General features: G+C 38.7%; 13 protein-coding genes. 6 read left to right on the top strand and 7 right to left on the bottom strand.

The features are described from left to right. The first annotated feature begins 249 nt into the window (after positions 1-249). The 4 genes from fba (at position 250) to ttcA (ending at position 4,510) form a co-directional block, all read left to right on the top strand. Positions 250-1,290, top strand: coding sequence for a class II fructose-bisphosphate aldolase (gene fba / locus FHK88_RS11195; protein ID WP_227430829.1), 1,041 nt, complete (start codon positions 250-252; stop codon positions 1,288-1,290). Between the two features lie 164 nt (positions 1,291-1,454). Beyond that, complete coding sequence (ruvA, locus tag FHK88_RS11190) at positions 1,455-2,078, top strand: Holliday junction branch migration protein RuvA (protein ID WP_227430828.1); 624 nt, start codon at positions 1,455-1,457, stop codon at positions 2,076-2,078. 206 nt (positions 2,079-2,284) lie between these two features. Further along, on the top strand, positions 2,285-3,262 hold the full coding sequence (gene ruvB / locus FHK88_RS11185; RefSeq protein ID WP_227430827.1) for a Holliday junction branch migration DNA helicase RuvB: 978 nt from the start codon (positions 2,285-2,287) through the stop codon (positions 3,260-3,262). 195 nt (positions 3,263-3,457) lie between these two features. Next, complete coding sequence (gene ttcA, locus FHK88_RS11180; RefSeq protein WP_227430826.1) at positions 3,458-4,510, top strand: tRNA 2-thiocytidine(32) synthetase TtcA; 1,053 nt, start codon at positions 3,458-3,460, stop codon at positions 4,508-4,510. Positions 4,511-4,553: 43 nt separating this feature from the next. Here ttcA and FHK88_RS11175 read toward each other — a convergent pair whose 3' ends face one another. The 6 genes from FHK88_RS11175 to ccoN all read right to left on the bottom strand — a co-directional run bounded on the left by FHK88_RS11175 (position 4,554) and on the right by ccoN (position 10,427). Then, entirely contained in the window at positions 4,554-5,075 is a 522-nt protein-coding gene (locus FHK88_RS11175) for a FixH family protein (RefSeq protein WP_413680506.1), read from the bottom strand. 155 nt (positions 5,076-5,230) lie between these two features. After that, positions 5,231-6,643 carry a cytochrome c oxidase accessory protein CcoG gene (gene ccoG / locus FHK88_RS11170; protein ID WP_227430824.1) on the bottom strand — a complete coding sequence of 471 codons (1,413 nt, stop codon included), beginning with the start codon at positions 6,641-6,643 and terminating at the stop codon, positions 5,231-5,233. A 357-nt stretch (positions 6,644-7,000) separates the two neighbouring features. Beyond that, the gene (gene ccoP, locus FHK88_RS11165) at positions 7,001-8,107 is read right to left on the bottom strand and encodes a cytochrome-c oxidase, cbb3-type subunit III (RefSeq protein WP_227430823.1); all 1,107 of its coding nucleotides are present in this window, start codon (positions 8,105-8,107) and stop codon (positions 7,001-7,003) included. Continuing rightward, complete coding sequence (locus FHK88_RS11160) at positions 8,107-8,289, bottom strand: cbb3-type cytochrome oxidase subunit 3 (protein ID WP_227430822.1); 183 nt, start codon at positions 8,287-8,289, stop codon at positions 8,107-8,109. Before FHK88_RS11160 ends, ccoP begins: the two co-directional genes overlap by 1 nt. Then, entirely contained in the window at positions 8,289-8,927 is a 639-nt protein-coding gene (gene ccoO / locus FHK88_RS11155; RefSeq protein WP_227430821.1) for a cytochrome-c oxidase, cbb3-type subunit II, read from the bottom strand. Before ccoO ends, FHK88_RS11160 begins: the two co-directional genes overlap by 1 nt. Before the next feature lie 9 nt (positions 8,928-8,936). Further along, positions 8,937-10,427, bottom strand: a complete 1,491-nt coding sequence (gene ccoN / locus FHK88_RS11150; protein ID WP_227430820.1) for a cytochrome-c oxidase, cbb3-type subunit I — start codon at positions 10,425-10,427, stop codon at positions 8,937-8,939. Between the two features lie 912 nt (positions 10,428-11,339). On the opposite strand from ccoN, the gene FHK88_RS11145 reads away from it, so the two are divergent. Next, entirely contained in the window at positions 11,340-11,726 is a 387-nt protein-coding gene (locus FHK88_RS11145; RefSeq protein WP_227430819.1) for an SCP2 sterol-binding domain-containing protein, read from the top strand. Between the two features lie 664 nt (positions 11,727-12,390). Here the strand turns inward: FHK88_RS11145 and FHK88_RS11140 are convergent. Then, a complete protein-coding gene (locus FHK88_RS11140) occupies positions 12,391-13,368 on the bottom strand; it encodes a hypothetical protein (RefSeq protein ID WP_227430818.1) in 978 nt (325 codons plus the stop codon). A 513-nt stretch (positions 13,369-13,881) separates the two neighbouring features. Between FHK88_RS11140 and FHK88_RS11135 the strand changes: the two genes are divergently transcribed. Next, the gene (locus FHK88_RS11135) at positions 13,882-15,117 is read left to right on the top strand and encodes a lipoprotein-releasing ABC transporter permease subunit (RefSeq protein ID WP_227430817.1); all 1,236 of its coding nucleotides are present in this window, start codon (positions 13,882-13,884) and stop codon (positions 15,115-15,117) included. Positions 15,118-15,186: the final 69 nt, after the last annotated feature.

The raw sequence follows: 15,186 nt of genomic DNA, 5'->3' as shown, positions 1-15,186 counted from the left end.
AAAGATGAATCACTATAAGTGATGCAAATCAAATAGACTGTTAACTTGTAAATACTTAGTGTGTGCATTGAGTGGCACTCCAGTATCCCCAATATGAAGCTTCAGTATTTTATTTACTGAAGCTTTTTTTATGTTCTGCTTTGTGCAGAAAAGCATCACCACCTCTTGACTGCTTTTTGGTATACTAGCGCCGATTTTTAATTCCATTTCAACCCAGCTAAACTTAGCAAGGCTTTTTAAGAGAATATTATGGCTTTAATTTCTTTACGACAACTACTTGACCATGCAGCAGAAAATCAATATGGCGTTCCTGCTTTTAATGTCAATAATTTGGAACAGATGCGAGCCATTATGTTGGCTGCAGATAAAACAGACTCTCCTGTTATTGTGCAAGCGAGTGCAGGGGCAAGAAAGTATGCTGGTGCACCATTTTTACGACACTTAATATTGGCTGCAATTGAAGAGTGGCCTCATATTCCTGTGGTTATGCATCAAGATCATGGTACAAGCCCAGCAGTTTGTCAGCGCTCTATTCAATTGGGATTTTCTTCTGTAATGATGGATGGCTCATTAGCAGAGGATGGCAAAACCCCTACTGACTATGAGTACAATGCCCGTGTTACTCGTCAAGTTGTTGACATGGCGCATGCGTGTGGAGTATCAGTAGAAGGTGAAATTGGATGCTTGGGTAGTCTAGAAACAGGAATGGCTGGTGAAGAAGATGGCATTGGTGCAGAGGGTGTTTTAGACCATTCTCAACTATTGACCAGTGCAGATGAAGCAGAGCAGTTCGTTAAAGATACAGGCGTTGATGCGTTAGCCATTGCCATTGGTACCAGTCACGGTGCGTATAAATTTACCCGTCCACCAACTGGTGATATCTTATCTATTGAACGTGTAAAAGAGATTCATGCTCGTATTCCTGATACTCACTTGGTCATGCACGGCTCATCTAGTGTGCCTCAAGAGTGGCTAAAAGTGATTAATGAATACGGTGGTGACATTGGAGAAACCTATGGTGTACCAGTTGAGCAGATAGCTGAAGCCATTAAGTTTGGAGTGCGTAAAGTCAATATTGATACTGATTTACGCTTAGCCTCAACGGGTGCTATCCGTCGCTATTTGGCACAAAATCCAAGTGACTTTGACCCTCGTAAACCTTTTAAAGCATCAATGGATGCAATGATGGATTTATGTATTGCTCGTTATGAGGCTTTTGGTACGGCTGGTAATGCCAGTAAGATTCGTCCAATTAGTCTTGAGCAAATGGTAGATTTTTATCAGGCTTAAATAAATTGAGTTACTTTTTTATGGCTATATTTCAGCTAGAGATATTTAATCTAACTAGGTGCGTATTAGGCTATAAAATTGGAATAAGACATGACTACCAGCCTTTTAATCATTAAAGGCTGGCCTATGGTTAGCTAAGTCATAAGTGTAAGTGGAGTAGATGAATGATTGGACTGATTAAAGGGCGGGTAGAGCTGCTTGAAGCACCAATGGCATGTATCATGACTGCATCTGGTGTGGGGTATGAAGTTGAGCTACCTCTTCCCGCTTTTTGTCAGTTACAGATGAATGCAGATATCAGCATTTGGGTACATTTACATGTTCGTGAAGATGCACAACTGCTGTATGGTTTTATTGATAGAAATAATAGAGATGTATTTAGAAAGTTAATAAAAATTAATGGTGTGGGTGCAAAGATGGCATTAGCCATGCTATCTGCTATGTCTGCTGCTGAGCTAAAAGCACATGTAGAGCAAGGCTCAGAAACTGCATTGACTCGTATTCCAGGTATTGGTAAAAAGACAGCACAACGACTATTAATTGAGCTAAAAGATAAACTCAAAGATATCGAAATAGATAATAGTTTTATGGAATCACAAGTGTCTGAACCGAGTGTCAATCACGAAGGACAGATTATTGCAGAAGTAGAATCAGCACTATTGAGCTTAGGATATAGAGAAAAAGAAGCTCAACAGGCGATTAAGGCCGCTCAAAGTGCTTATGATATGCAGATTACAGATACTCAGCAATTATTAAAAGCCACACTAAAACAGTTATCAAACTTTTAAATAAGCTGTGTCATATGGGTTTGAGGTAAGAGATTAACTCTATTAGGCGACATTAAATGTCGTCTTTTTTTTATATTAATATATAAACCATATACGAAAAGTGATATGTTATCGTATGCTGATAATGATTCACTTGCCTTGATTGATGGAATTATCAAAATAGTCGTTATAAACATAGCTTCAAATATAGATAAAGAAGAGAGCGCATGCAAAATCGGTTAATTAATCCATTTGAGCGTCAAGATGATGCTCCAGATATGGGTATTCGTCCTGCCAAATTGGCTGATTATATTGGTCAGCCTGTAGTTCGTGAGCAGATGGAGGTCTTTATTGGTGCAGCACGCAATCGTGGTGAAGCACTGGATCATACTTTAATTTTTGGTCCTCCAGGATTGGGAAAAACTACTCTTGCCAATATCATTGCCCGTGAGATGGATGGAAATTTGCGCTCAACCTCTGGTCCTGTACTGGAGAGGGCAGGGGATTTAGCAGCCATGCTGACCAATTTGGAAGAGGGTGATGTTTTATTTATTGATGAGATTCATCGCCTTAGTCCTGTTATTGAGGAGATTTTATATCCAGCAATGGAAGACTTTCAGTTGGATATTATGATTGGAGAGGGTCCTGCGGCACGTTCTATTAAGTTGGATTTACCAAAATTTACCTTAGTAGCAGCGACTACACGTGCGGGTCTATTGACCTCCCCACTGCGAGATCGTTTTGGTATTGTCCAGCGCTTAGAGTTTTATAGTATTGAAGATTTGACCACCATTGTCACCCGTTCAGCTCGATTGATGAATATTGGTATGACACCAGAAGGAGCTTTAGAAGTTGCTCGGCGTGCACGTGGTACCCCCCGTATTGCCAACCGTTTGTTACGCCGTGTACGTGACTATGCAGAAGTCAAAGGAAATGGACAAGTGACAGGTGAGATTGCAGATAGTGCATTGGATATGTTAGCCGTAGACCGCCGAGGTTTGGATCACCTTGATAGACGATATATTGAAATGGTATATGAGCGTTTTGATGGTGGACCTGCAGGTGTTGAGGCAATTGCGGCTGCCATGGCAGAGGATAGAGGGACACTTGAAGATGTGATTGAGCCATATTTGATACAACAAGGCTATGTTTTAAGAACAGCCCGTGGGCGAGTTTTGACACAAATGGCGATGGCGTCACTATAATGTCTGCAAGTAATTGGGAAAGTTGAGTAAAGTTTTTAATATCAGAATAAATATCGCTGTCAATCGTATTAATATCGAGTTAGTACGATGGATGTTCATCAAAGCTTAAAGCTATGGCATGTTTGCTGTTGTTAAATTTGTTATAATTACTCATGATATTTTGTTTTATTTGATAAATGAGTGTTGAGCTGACCTATGAGTATGACTGCAACTGATATAACCCCAAATGCCACTATAGATTCAGACATTGATTTAACACAGGTTGAAGCTACAGAGCATGAACGTCAAGGTACTGACTCAGCACGCTTTCGCCGCTTACAAAAAAAGCTACGTAAACAGGTGTCATGGGCAATTCGTGACTTTAATATGATTGAAGATGGCGATGTGGTCATGGTTTGCATCTCTGGTGGTAAAGATAGCTTTACACTATTAGATATTTTGCTATTTTTAAAACGCATTGCCCCAATTAACTTTGAAGTGGTGGCGGTTAATCTTGACCAAAAACAACCCGGATTTCCTGAAGATATCTTACCCAACTATCTTAATGAGCAAGGCATACCACATTATATCTTAGAAAAAGATACCTATAGCATTGTTAAAAGTGTTGTTCCTGAAGGCAAAACTTATTGTTCAGCATGTTCACGTTTGCGTCGTGGTTCATTATACGGCTTTGCCAAACAGATTGGGGCAACCAAAATCGCTTTAGGTCATCATCGTGATGATATTTTAGCTACTTTTTTTCTTAACCTGTTTCATGGTGGCTCGCTGAAAGCCATGCCCCCTAAGCTACTCAGCGATGACAAGCAAAACGTGCTTATTCGCCCATTAGCCTATGTGGAAGAAAAAGACATCATTAAATATGCCAATTACAAGCAGTTCCCCATCATTCCTTGTAACTTATGTGGCAGTCAAAAAAATCTACAACGGGCGATGATTAATGACATGCTTAGAGAATGGGATAAAGAACACCCGCAACGCTTGGCATCTATTTTTAAAGCCATGCAAAATGTTGCCCCATCGCAATTAGCCGATAGAGAATTGTTTGATTTTGAAAACTTAAGTTTGGATAGAGATGATAACGAGCGCTTATTTGAAGGGGATAACATTCAAGTGGGACAAACAGAGAGTTTAGCAGAGATAGGCTTGCCTGTTGCACCTGCAGTACAGACTTTTAACCCAAAATTTGTACAGTCCTCCAGCTCTAAGGCAGAGAAGAAAAAAATCCCAACAATTAATCCTATGTTGTAATATATATCATAGTCAACATTACATTTAATGTTGACTATGGTTGTTAGTTTTTATCAAATGATTGTAGAGGATGGAACTCAATAGTGCTGGCAGGTAGCTCACCAACTTCTCGCAATCTCCAGTTTTGATTACCCTGATTACTTACTTGCACATAATATTTTGAGGGTAGGGGATCAAGTTCAATATGGGCAGTATAAAGGTTACCTTCTTGGTGTTGTAATACTGCCTCACGGTCTTTATTGATATCTGTTGCATGCGATATTGATAGCTCTAAAGTATCTGGATAGACCAATGCAGAGCCATCTAATAACTTGCCATCTTGTAAACTTTGCTCAGGATAGTTTAAATAAAAACTGACTTGATTATTATCCTCAAACATCATTTTACCATTCAGGTCTAAATCATGAGCCAGTTTATCACGAGAGACATCTTGGTATAGAGTTTTACCATCCATATACCAGTCATCACGTACTACAGTGTCTTTAATCTGTACTGAATAAAAGACGAACCAAATACAAGCAATGACGACAAAAGCAGGCATACCAATCACAAAGATAATGACCATATAGTTTTTATACCAAGGCTGACTATCTTGAGGTTTAAAGTCATTTGTTGAATTGCGAGTCAGCCTTGTATTCTCATCTAGATAAGGGGTATTATGTTGAGCCATTAGTGCCTCTTTCAGTTACATTTTGCATCAAGACCATATTATGCCACGTTTTAGTCTTGCCCTTGTGTGGTAAATACATTTTGTTTTGAAACATGATATTGCCCATCTTTACTATCGACATTTAGCTCAATTTGAGTCTGACCTTTCTTAACGATGCTTGGATCACCAATGATTCTTATCGGCAAGTCATAACTTTCTCCAGCATTAAGAGGCAAACTGCTAAAGCGAGTGCGTAGTGTTAGACCATCTTGTGGTGTTAGTGTGATGAGGTAATCATGTGCTTGCTGAGTTTTATTGGTTACTTTAATAATATAGCTGTTTTCAATCATACCCTCAGCATTGATAGATGAAAGTTGATTACGGTCACGGCGAATATCAATTTCTAGTGGAACCCTATCTGTCAAGGTATAGAGAGAGACAGAGATTAAGAAGATTAATAAGGCAGAGTAGGCAAATAGTCGAGGACGAAGTAGACGACTTTTTTCTTTTTCTACCAGTTGTCGTTCAGTGGTATAGCGGATAAGCCCACGTGGGTAACCAACTTTATCCATAATTTCATTACAAGCATCAACACAAGCTGCACACTGAATACAGGCGACTTGCAGACCATCACGAATATCAATCCCTGTCGGGCAGACCTGAACACACATGGTACACTGTACACAGTCACCGAGATTCTCAGGATGTGTTCCTTTCTTACGTGGTCCGCGTGGTTCGCCTCGGTTATAGTCATAAGATACAATCAGCGTATCTTTATCGAACATTACACTCTGGAAACGCCCATATGGACAGATATGGATACACATCTGCTCACGCATATAGCCAGCATTGGCATAAGTGGCAAAGGTAAAGATAAACATCGATACCCATACCCATGTTGGCCAGTCAGGAAAAGGAATGACACTAATACTTGTCCAACTATGATATAAAAAGTCAGTCCCAGATACATAGCTAACAAATGTCAGTGCTGTGATAACTGACATAGTAAACCAAATAAAGTGTATTAGGGCTTTTTTAGCAATTTTACTGGCACTCCATGGCTCTTTATCAAATTTAATCCGTTTATTACGCTCTCCTAATACCCATTTTTCAACATGTTGGTATAAGTGTGTCCAAATAGTTTGTGGACAAGCATAACCACACCAAACACGTCCTGCATAGACGGTTACCATGAATAAGGTAAAAGCGGCAATGATAAAAAAGAACGCCACAAAATAAAAATCTTGTGGAAACAGAGTTAGCCCAAAAATATAGTAATGTTGTGAGGGAACATCAAACCAGATGGCTTGGCGACCATCATAACGTAACCATGGTAAGAGTAAAAATAGAGCCAACAAAAAGTACATGCTGACCAGTCGAATATTTTGATATAACCCTCTAACGAATCGTGGGTGGACTTGTTTTTTAGTGGCATCAAGATCGACTTGATGGACAGGTATTTGTTTGGATTGCTGTGCTGACATACTTTCACCTTGTTAATAAAGAGTCAGTTTGCTGGCTGGCTATGAGAATTTTTTTAAACTTAAAACTATAGATATATTGAAAACTAATGTCATAACATCATCAGCCCTATGATCATTTATTATTAAGAATATAGCGGATATGTTGGATAACTCATATCACTTGTATTGTTCTTTTATATGAGGGCAGTTATGAGAAAATCCATAACAATAGTGACAGATAAAAGAACAATAAAAGCAGATATATTTTAGTTTATATAAACTTGGATTTATAAAAAAAGGACTGCATTAACAGTCCTTTTCTAATGTTTACCTTAAATATATAACAATGAATGAGGTACTGAAAAATACTAATTTAGCTTAGTTACCCGTAGAGTCTGGAAGAGGTTGTCCACCATCTCTAAGTGAGTAGATATAAGCTGCAATCAACATGATACGCTCATTACCAAGTTTGCTTTCCCATGCAGGCATGACACCAGCACGGCCATGACGGACTGTATTGCGTACAACTTCACGCTGACCACCATAAAGCCAGATATCATCAGTTAGATTTGGCGCACCAGTAGAGTGCATGCCTTTTCCATCTTCACCATGACATAGGGCGCATTTTTGTTGGAAAATCGCTGAACCTTGTTTAACTAAAGTTTGATCAAGCTCACCATTACTATAAGATTTACCTTTAACGTCACCATGGCTAGGAGATAATGATAGAACATACTCTGAAGCAGCTCGTACACCATCTTCGCCAATATCATCACGCCATGCAGGCATACCACCGATACGACCATTATGTACTGTGGTTAAGATATCTTCAGCTTTGCCACCATACAACCAGTCATTGTCAGTTAAGTTTGGATAACCTGTCGCACCTGTCGCGTTAGAGCCATGACACAGCGCACAGTTTTGTAAAAATAGGCGCTGACCAAGCATTAATGCTTTCGGGTCTTGTGATAATGAGACAACATAAGGTGCCAGTTTATTGATATTTTCATCAATCTGTGTTTGTAGCTCAGCAGATGGTGTTTCTTGTCTGCGTTGCTCTGCTTGTAGATCACTAAGTTGCTTTAGCTGCTGCACGGCAGTGGCGTCTGGCAAAATATTTTGCTCAAAGTTATCAGTAAAGATTTTATTATTTGTTTCAAGATTACTATATAGTTCGTTGACGGAAGTCCAAGGTTTCGTTTCACCATCAACTTCTACTGTGGATGCACCATGCCAGATTCCAGGAAGTAGCGCTGGGAAAAGTACCCAGTACAGTACACCCCAAACAATAGAACCAAAGAAAATGACTAACCACCATTTTGGTAGTGGCTTATCGTATTCTTTAATACCATCATAAGCATGTCCTGTTGTACCATCTTCTTGTACTTCAGGCTTGTATTTTAAAACAAAAATTAGCACACCGAGAATAAACAGCCAGCAGCCGATACTCAAGATAGTAATCCATGAACTCCAAAATATGCTCATCATTTATCCTTATTGCGTTGCTTAGAAGATGATGAGCTTTCTTGATCATCATCATCGAACGCAAGTTGTGCATCTTCTTCAAATCGTTTTTTATTTTTTGGTGAGAATGCCCACCAAGTGATACCTATGAATGCTATAAAGGCTGCTACAGTTGCAATAGATTGTAATAGGCCTAAATTCATTAGCGTTGTCCTTCCATCGCAGTACCTAACTGCTGAAGATAGGCAACAACAGCATCAAGCTCAGTTGCACCCATAACTTGGTCAGGAGCACCCTCAATGTCTTCATCTGTATAGGGCAAACCAAAACGATCACGGAAAAGACGCATTTTTGCTTGAATATCTGCACCATCAACTTCGTTATGTTCTAACCAAGGGAAGTTAGGCATAACAGATTCAGGAACAAGTGATCTTGGTGCAATAAGATGCTCTTTTTGCCAGTCATCAGAGTAGCGTCCACCAACACGTGCTAAGTCAGGACCAGTACGTTTTGAACCCCATAAAAATGGATGGTCCCAAACAGATTCTGCTGCACGTGAATATGGCCCATAGCGCTCTACTTCTGCACGTAGTGGACGAATCATCTGTGTATGACAGACGTGGCAGCCTTCACGGATATAGATATCTCGTCCAGCCAACTCTAGTGGTGACCATGGCTCCATAGTAGGTAGTGGCTGGTTGACACCACCTTCATCACCAGATTTTGTATCAAAGATCAAAGGTACAATCTCAACCAAGGTTGCAAAGCTAATAGCAATCACGATAAAGATGACCAATAGACCTGTATTTTTCTCAATTATTTCATGTGGTGTACCCGCCATGATTGCTCCTTATACTTTCACAGGTTGTGTATCAACGTCCTTTAATGGGACAGTATCATGATCTGTAGGGTCTGCTGTACCTTGAGGTATTGCATCAGGCATTTTGAGTGTTTTATAGCAGTTGTATGCCATAACAAACATACCACTTACATATAGTAGACCACCAAAAGCACGTCCGATATAAGGATAGTGAGAAAACTCAACTGTATCAATGAAGCTATATACAAGTGTGCCATCTGGGTTAGTTTGACGCCACATCATACCTTGACCAATACCTGATATCCACATAGATACGATATAGAAAATAGTACCTGCTGTTGCTAACCAGAAGTGAGCTGTAATTAATGGTGTAGAGTACATTTTTGGTTTGTTATAAATACGTGGTAATAGTACATATATTGAACCAATAGTAATCATACCAACCCAACCCAGTGCGCCTGAGTGAACGTGACCAATAGTCCAGTCAGTATCATGTGATAAGGCGTTAACAGTCTTAATAGACATCATTGGTCCTTCAAATGTAGACATCGCATAGAATGACAATGCCACAATCAAGAAGCGAATGATGGGGTCTGTACGTAGTTTGTCCCAGCTACCTGATAAGGTAAGTACCCCGTTAATCATCCCACCCCAAGAAGGTGCAAATAGAATGATTGAGAAGACCATACCTAAAGACTGTGCCCAGTCTGGTAGTGCTGAGTAGTGAAGATGGTGACCACCTGCCCACATATAAGCTGCGATAAGTGCCCAGAAGTGAACAATAGATAGTCGATAAGAGTAAACAGGTCGTCCAATCTGAACAGGAACAAAGTAGTACATCATCCCTAAGAAGGCCGCGGTTAGGTAAAAGCCGACAGCATTGTGACCATACCACCACTGTACCATCGCATCTGTTGCACCACCAAATAATGAATAAGACTTCATGGGTGATACTGGAATTGCTAAGCTATTCACAATGTGTAATAAGGCAATTGTGATGATAAAAGCTGCAAAGAACCAGTTAGCAACATAGATATGTGAGGTTTTACGTTTGATGACCGTACCAAAGAAAACAATAGCATAGGCAACCCAAACTACTGCAATCATGATATCAATTGGCCACTCAAGCTCTGCGTATTCTTTTGATGTGGTATATCCTAGAGGAAGAGATATAACAGCGGCAACAATAATTGCTTGCCATCCCCAAAAGGTAAACCAAGCAAGGTAAGGTGCGAAGAGTCGTGTTTTACACGTCCGCTGTACGATATAGTAAGATGTTGCAAATAATGCAGAACCACCAAAGGCAAAAATAACTGCATTAGTATGAAGAGGCCTTAGTCGACTGAACGTCAGCCAAGGTATATCAAAATTAAGAAATGGCCATGCTAACTGCGATGCAATAAAAACACCGAGGCTCATCCCGATGATGCCCCAAATCACTGTCATGATAGTAAAGTATCGGACGATGGTGATTTCGTAATCTTTGTCGATTGAGGCGACTGCTGTGTTTTGTAAACTCATTGGAAGATTTCCTTTACAGCCCGAATGATCAGTAGAAGTAACTACAGATTAAGACATCGCCCAATATCATTGACTCAAAACACGAATATCGATATGAATCGCTATGTTTGGCTACTATTTAAAGTAGACATTTTTACATATAGTCTTCATCATTATCTTATAAAGGACAGTAGTGAGTATCTTTAGTAGACTCTTTTACTGTCGAATCTCTCAATACTTAGAGTAGATCCCAAATGTGTACAATATAAGTAATGTCGCAAACATATTAGAAGTGGCGATGGCTACTTAGCAAATGACCCATGATTAACGTGTAAGTAGACGTTAAGTTAAGGTTATATTACTATCTATGAGTTAAAACTCCCGATTTTGTCTAAACATTGTCCTATTGTAACCTAAAGCAATAGAAATATCATCTGACGATTCAGTCAAATCTTAAAAAACCATAATATTTGTAAGGAAAAGATTAGTCAATCCCAGTTTTAGACTAAATAAGCTAATAGTTTGGTCTAAATGGTCGATAATGCTTCTGGTTTATGGTGATATAGACAAAATAATGACGAATAAGTAACAGCACACTGGATGTTTACTATAGTTTGTTGTACTACAGAGCTGCTGGAGTTGGGCTGGGCTATAGCCATCTCTTTTATTTGTTCTAAATATATTTATTTGTATTGGGAGACAATCAACGGTTGTTATATAGGCAGGGAGTGCTATTAACAAAATTCAATAATAAGTAGTCATAAATTTTTAAGACAGTTGTTGTTGAGGTTGCTACAATCAGGTCCAAGTTATGGTAGAGTATCTAATAATTGAATTAGACTCTTGCAAATATTCAAGAACAAGATGGATTGTATGGATAGAAAATATCACTACAATTGAGTCCATTACTTAACTGAACAATAGGATATGATTATGGCAGTATTTTTAACAGATGAGTGGTTTGAACAAGTAGAACAGTTAAATCAGGAAGCAGGCGACTTGAATTTACCACCATCATTAGCAAGTATGGTAATGAACCTGAAAGTAACTAATCAGGGTGAAGAGATTGAAGCTTATCTAGAAGAAGGTAAGTTAAAAAAGGGTAAAGCTTCTGCGTCAACAACGGTTACTTTAACTGAATCAGCATTAAAAGACTTGGCTTTTAACTTTGATATGAATAAGGCAATGCAAGCATTTATGTCGGGTGATATTCGAGTTGATGGTGATATGAGCCAGTTGATGGCGCTACAAAGTGCAAAACCAAGTGAAGAGCAAAAAAGTTTATATAAGCGTATTGTTGAGATTACTGAACAGGCGTAACCATATTAGTCAGTGATGACCATATGTTATAGTCCTTCGTTAGTAGGTATTGTTAGCTAGTTTGATAGCACAATACTTTAAAAAGCACTCAGATTTGGGTGCTTTTTTATATGTTTTTATCTGTTCATTAATAAGGATATTAGGTTCTGTTGAACATTCATCTTCATAGGAGAATTTAGCCAATTGTTACATGAAAGTAAAAAGTAGCTGTATTCCTTGTAGATATTAGTATAACGTGGTAAAAGTTCAGCAGATCCTAATTACCTAATTAAAGAATTAGTGGTTAGTATGCTAAATAAGATGAATGATTACAAAAAGAGTTGTATCAATATGGCACCAGAGATAAAGAAACAGAGTGGTAAAAACTGATGACGTGGAAGTTTAAAAGGTTTTTGGTAGATATGGTTTTTATTAATGGCAATAATGGTAGGCTTTAGCTCAGAGTGGTAATTGTGTTTAATACGATTTTGTTTCATAAGAGGCAACTTAGAAAGATAACAGATAGTCACTGTTATTATATTTTTGTATGCTTTTTAAGCATGATACCGTGTTTTTCTAGTTTTTGTAAATAACTCTATGTGTATAAATCCACAAAACCCTGCTATTTAGCAGGGTTTTGCATTATAGATAGTATCTCTACAATCTCTACATCTGATGGTGTGTGTTACTTAGTATTTTTTTGGTTTTCACTATAAATTGCTGCCTGTAGCCAAATATTGGCTTGAATGTAGTCATTTACAGCGATATTGCCTTTAATATTTGTAGTAGGAGTGGCTAATCGCACAACCAGAGGATTAGCATCTGGTTCACGTAATATAGCGACATCCATAAGTGTTATTTCTTGCTCATAAAATGTGGTGGTTTGCATGCCTAAGACTTGACCTTGACACCATGCTTCGTCTTCTTGTCCCAGTGTTTCTCCAAATAAGTAAGCGCACATATGCCCAAGGTTAATTTCTACAGGGGCAAGCTCATCATTGCTTGTTTTAGATTCTGGTTGCCATGCTTTGATTTTTTCGGCGATGTCTTCAGGTGGAATACCATTATTAGCCGCTACAATATCATTAAATGCTCGGTGGTAACGGATGGCTTCTGGGTCTTCGACTCGTATGACTTCATCTTGAATGCTCGGTGTTATTTCATAAGCCCAGCCACTGAGATTGACAAAGTATAAATGTTCTTTTTGGTATTGATTGTGATTGATACTATACAATTGATCAAAGGCGTATATGATACTGCCGTCTTCACTAATTAGACGAAGTACGGCGTCTTGTGTTTGCTCATTAATAATAATACGTTCAATTTGGCAGTTAGCTCCATAGGGGCTATTGACACAAGGGAAGGCATTGACAAAATGTTTCGGTTTGCCATTATCAATGGCAAGTATTTGATTGATATGACAGGTATGTTTATCTGAGAGTAATAAGTGGTCTTGCTTTTGAGTATCTTGTTGGGTATGTAGTCCGCTTGGTAGACCTGCGGTATCAATAGATAAACTCAGCCAGTTAGGTACTTGGGTGATATCGTTAGTAAGTATTTGCCAGTGGTCACTATGCCCTGCAGTCTGCTCTGAAGTTAGCGTAACCTTGATAGGTGATTGGTTTGGTGTTTGTGTTGATTGATATTTGTAATGTGTTGTCATAGTCATAGACTTAATCGCTGGTATTTAAATGCTAATGTTTGGTATGTTTGCCATTTTTATCTCTTCTCTTAGATAGGGGCAGATATAAAAATTACAAGATGGCGTTAGGGCTTTTTATTGTTTACTAGCCAGTGAGGTATTCGTTGGTGTTGGCTGTATAACACAAAAGATGAAATAAGAATATGGTCTATTTACCCTTCAGTTTAATTTGGAGCTTTTAAGGTATTTGAATATATTTTTACAGCTTTATGATTGCTTTACTATAAAAAAGTAGCCAGTGGCTATTAAACATAGGCAATGAGTATCATTTTATGTCAAACTATGTCCTTTTTATGATTGTAGGGTCTATTGAGTTGCTATTTTGGTAAATAACTAAGCCAGATAAGATGGTATTTTAGGTTGTTATTTGCAAATAGTATGAATCTTGAGATATTTAGTAGACTTTGATATGTGTCATATATGATAAAACCTAAATATGCTGTTCTTGTTATTTAAGATGATAGAGTATTAATTATGTTTCGACCCTTAGCGTTATTTCTTGGTTTACGATATACCCGTGCTGAGCGCAGTAATCGATTTATTTCTTTGATTTCTCTCATCTCTATGGTAGGGCTAACTTTGGGTGTGGCAGTATTGATTACTGTGCTATCCGTGATGAATGGCTTTGACCGTGAGTTAAAAACTCGTATTTTGGGTATGGTACCACAGGCGACGGTTAGTGCAGGTGAGATTATTACAGATTGGCCAGCATTAGCCGATGAGATTAAGAAAGACCCAGAGGTTGTGGCGGCTGCACCATTTATTGAGCTACAGGGGATGTTGACAGCAAATGGTCAGGTTGCTGGTATTATGGTGACTGGTATTGAGCCTGAGTATGAGCAACAAGTATCTATCATTAATAATCATATGGTACAGGGTAGTATTGATAGCTTGCAGGCAGGTGAGTTTAATATCGTTTTGGGTGAAAGTATGCTTCAGGCACTTGGGTTACAAGTTGGCGATAAGGTAACGTTAGTTTTACCAGAAGCATCACCATCACCTGCTGGTGTGATTCCAAGATTTAAGCGCTTTACGGTATCTGGTGCATTCAATATTAGCCGTGAGGTGGATAATTTGGTGGCTTTTATTCCGATGAATGATGCAGCCAAGTTATTGCGTTTACCTGAGGGTGCGCAAGGCATCCGTATGAAGCTACATAATATTTTTAAAGCACCACAAGTTGCAGATAGGGCAAGAAATATTGCTCCAGATATGTTGTATGCAAATGATTGGACAAATACGCATGGCAATCTGTTTGGTGCTATCCAGATGGAGAAGGCAATGGTGGGACTATTGCTGTTTTTAATTATTATTGTTGCGGCCTTTAATATTGTGTCGAGCTTGGTGATGTTGGTAACAGATAAAAAAGCAGATATTGCAATTTTGAAGACATTTGGTGCTTCACCAAAGCTGATTACACAGGTATTTATGGTTCAGGGTGTGGTTATTGGAGTGATTGGTACAGTTACAGGAACAATCCTCGGTGTGATTTTAGCATTGACTATTGGTGATGTTTTAGGTTGGGTCAATCAGACATTTTCTTTACACTTATTTGATGCTTACTTTATTAATTATTTACCATCACAGTTGCGCTGGTTGGATGTACTTATTATTACCAGTACTTCCTTTTTATTAAGCTTTTTAGCAACAATATATCCTGCTCGACGTGCTGCTAAAATCCAGCCAGCTCAGACGTTACGCTATGAGTAAATGAGCTGGGTAAGCACATTAGATAAATTACATGTTAATAAATATGGTTACTAGATTATTAGGTTTATA

It is taken from the genome of Psychrobacter sp. I-STPA6b, assembly GCF_020662265.1.
Taxonomy (GTDB): domain Bacteria; phylum Pseudomonadota; class Gammaproteobacteria; order Pseudomonadales; family Moraxellaceae; genus Psychrobacter.
This window is presented reverse-complemented; position numbering and strand designations above follow the sequence as displayed.

Excerpts from the sequence above, each read along its gene's own strand:
- ccoG (WP_227430824.1), bottom strand. The coding sequence starts at position 6,643 with ATGTCAGCACAGCAATCCAAACAAATACCTGTCCATCAAGTCGATCTT.
- ccoO (WP_227430821.1), bottom strand. The coding sequence starts at position 8,927 with ATGGCGGGTACACCACATGAAATAATTGAGAAAAATACAGGTCTATTG.
- FHK88_RS11135 (WP_227430817.1), top strand. The coding sequence starts at position 13,882 with ATGTTTCGACCCTTAGCGTTATTTCTTGGTTTACGATATACCCGTGCT.
- ccoN (WP_227430820.1), bottom strand. The coding sequence starts at position 10,427 with ATGAGTTTACAAAACACAGCAGTCGCCTCAATCGACAAAGATTACGAA.
- FHK88_RS11175 (WP_413680506.1), bottom strand. The coding sequence starts at position 5,075 with ATGGTCATTATCTTTGTGATTGGTATGCCTGCTTTTGTCGTCATTGCT.
- FHK88_RS11145 (WP_227430819.1), top strand. The coding sequence starts at position 11,340 with ATGGCAGTATTTTTAACAGATGAGTGGTTTGAACAAGTAGAACAGTTA.
- ruvA (WP_227430828.1), top strand. The coding sequence starts at position 1,455 with ATGATTGGACTGATTAAAGGGCGGGTAGAGCTGCTTGAAGCACCAATG.
- ccoP (WP_227430823.1), bottom strand. The coding sequence starts at position 8,107 with ATGAGCATATTTTGGAGTTCATGGATTACTATCTTGAGTATCGGCTGC.
- FHK88_RS11160 (WP_227430822.1), bottom strand. The coding sequence starts at position 8,289 with ATGAATTTAGGCCTATTACAATCTATTGCAACTGTAGCAGCCTTTATA.
- fba (WP_227430829.1), top strand. The coding sequence starts at position 250 with ATGGCTTTAATTTCTTTACGACAACTACTTGACCATGCAGCAGAAAAT.
- FHK88_RS11140 (WP_227430818.1), bottom strand. The coding sequence starts at position 13,368 with ATGACAACACATTACAAATATCAATCAACACAAACACCAAACCAATCA.
- ruvB (WP_227430827.1), top strand. The coding sequence starts at position 2,285 with ATGCAAAATCGGTTAATTAATCCATTTGAGCGTCAAGATGATGCTCCA.
- ttcA (WP_227430826.1), top strand. The coding sequence starts at position 3,458 with ATGAGTATGACTGCAACTGATATAACCCCAAATGCCACTATAGATTCA.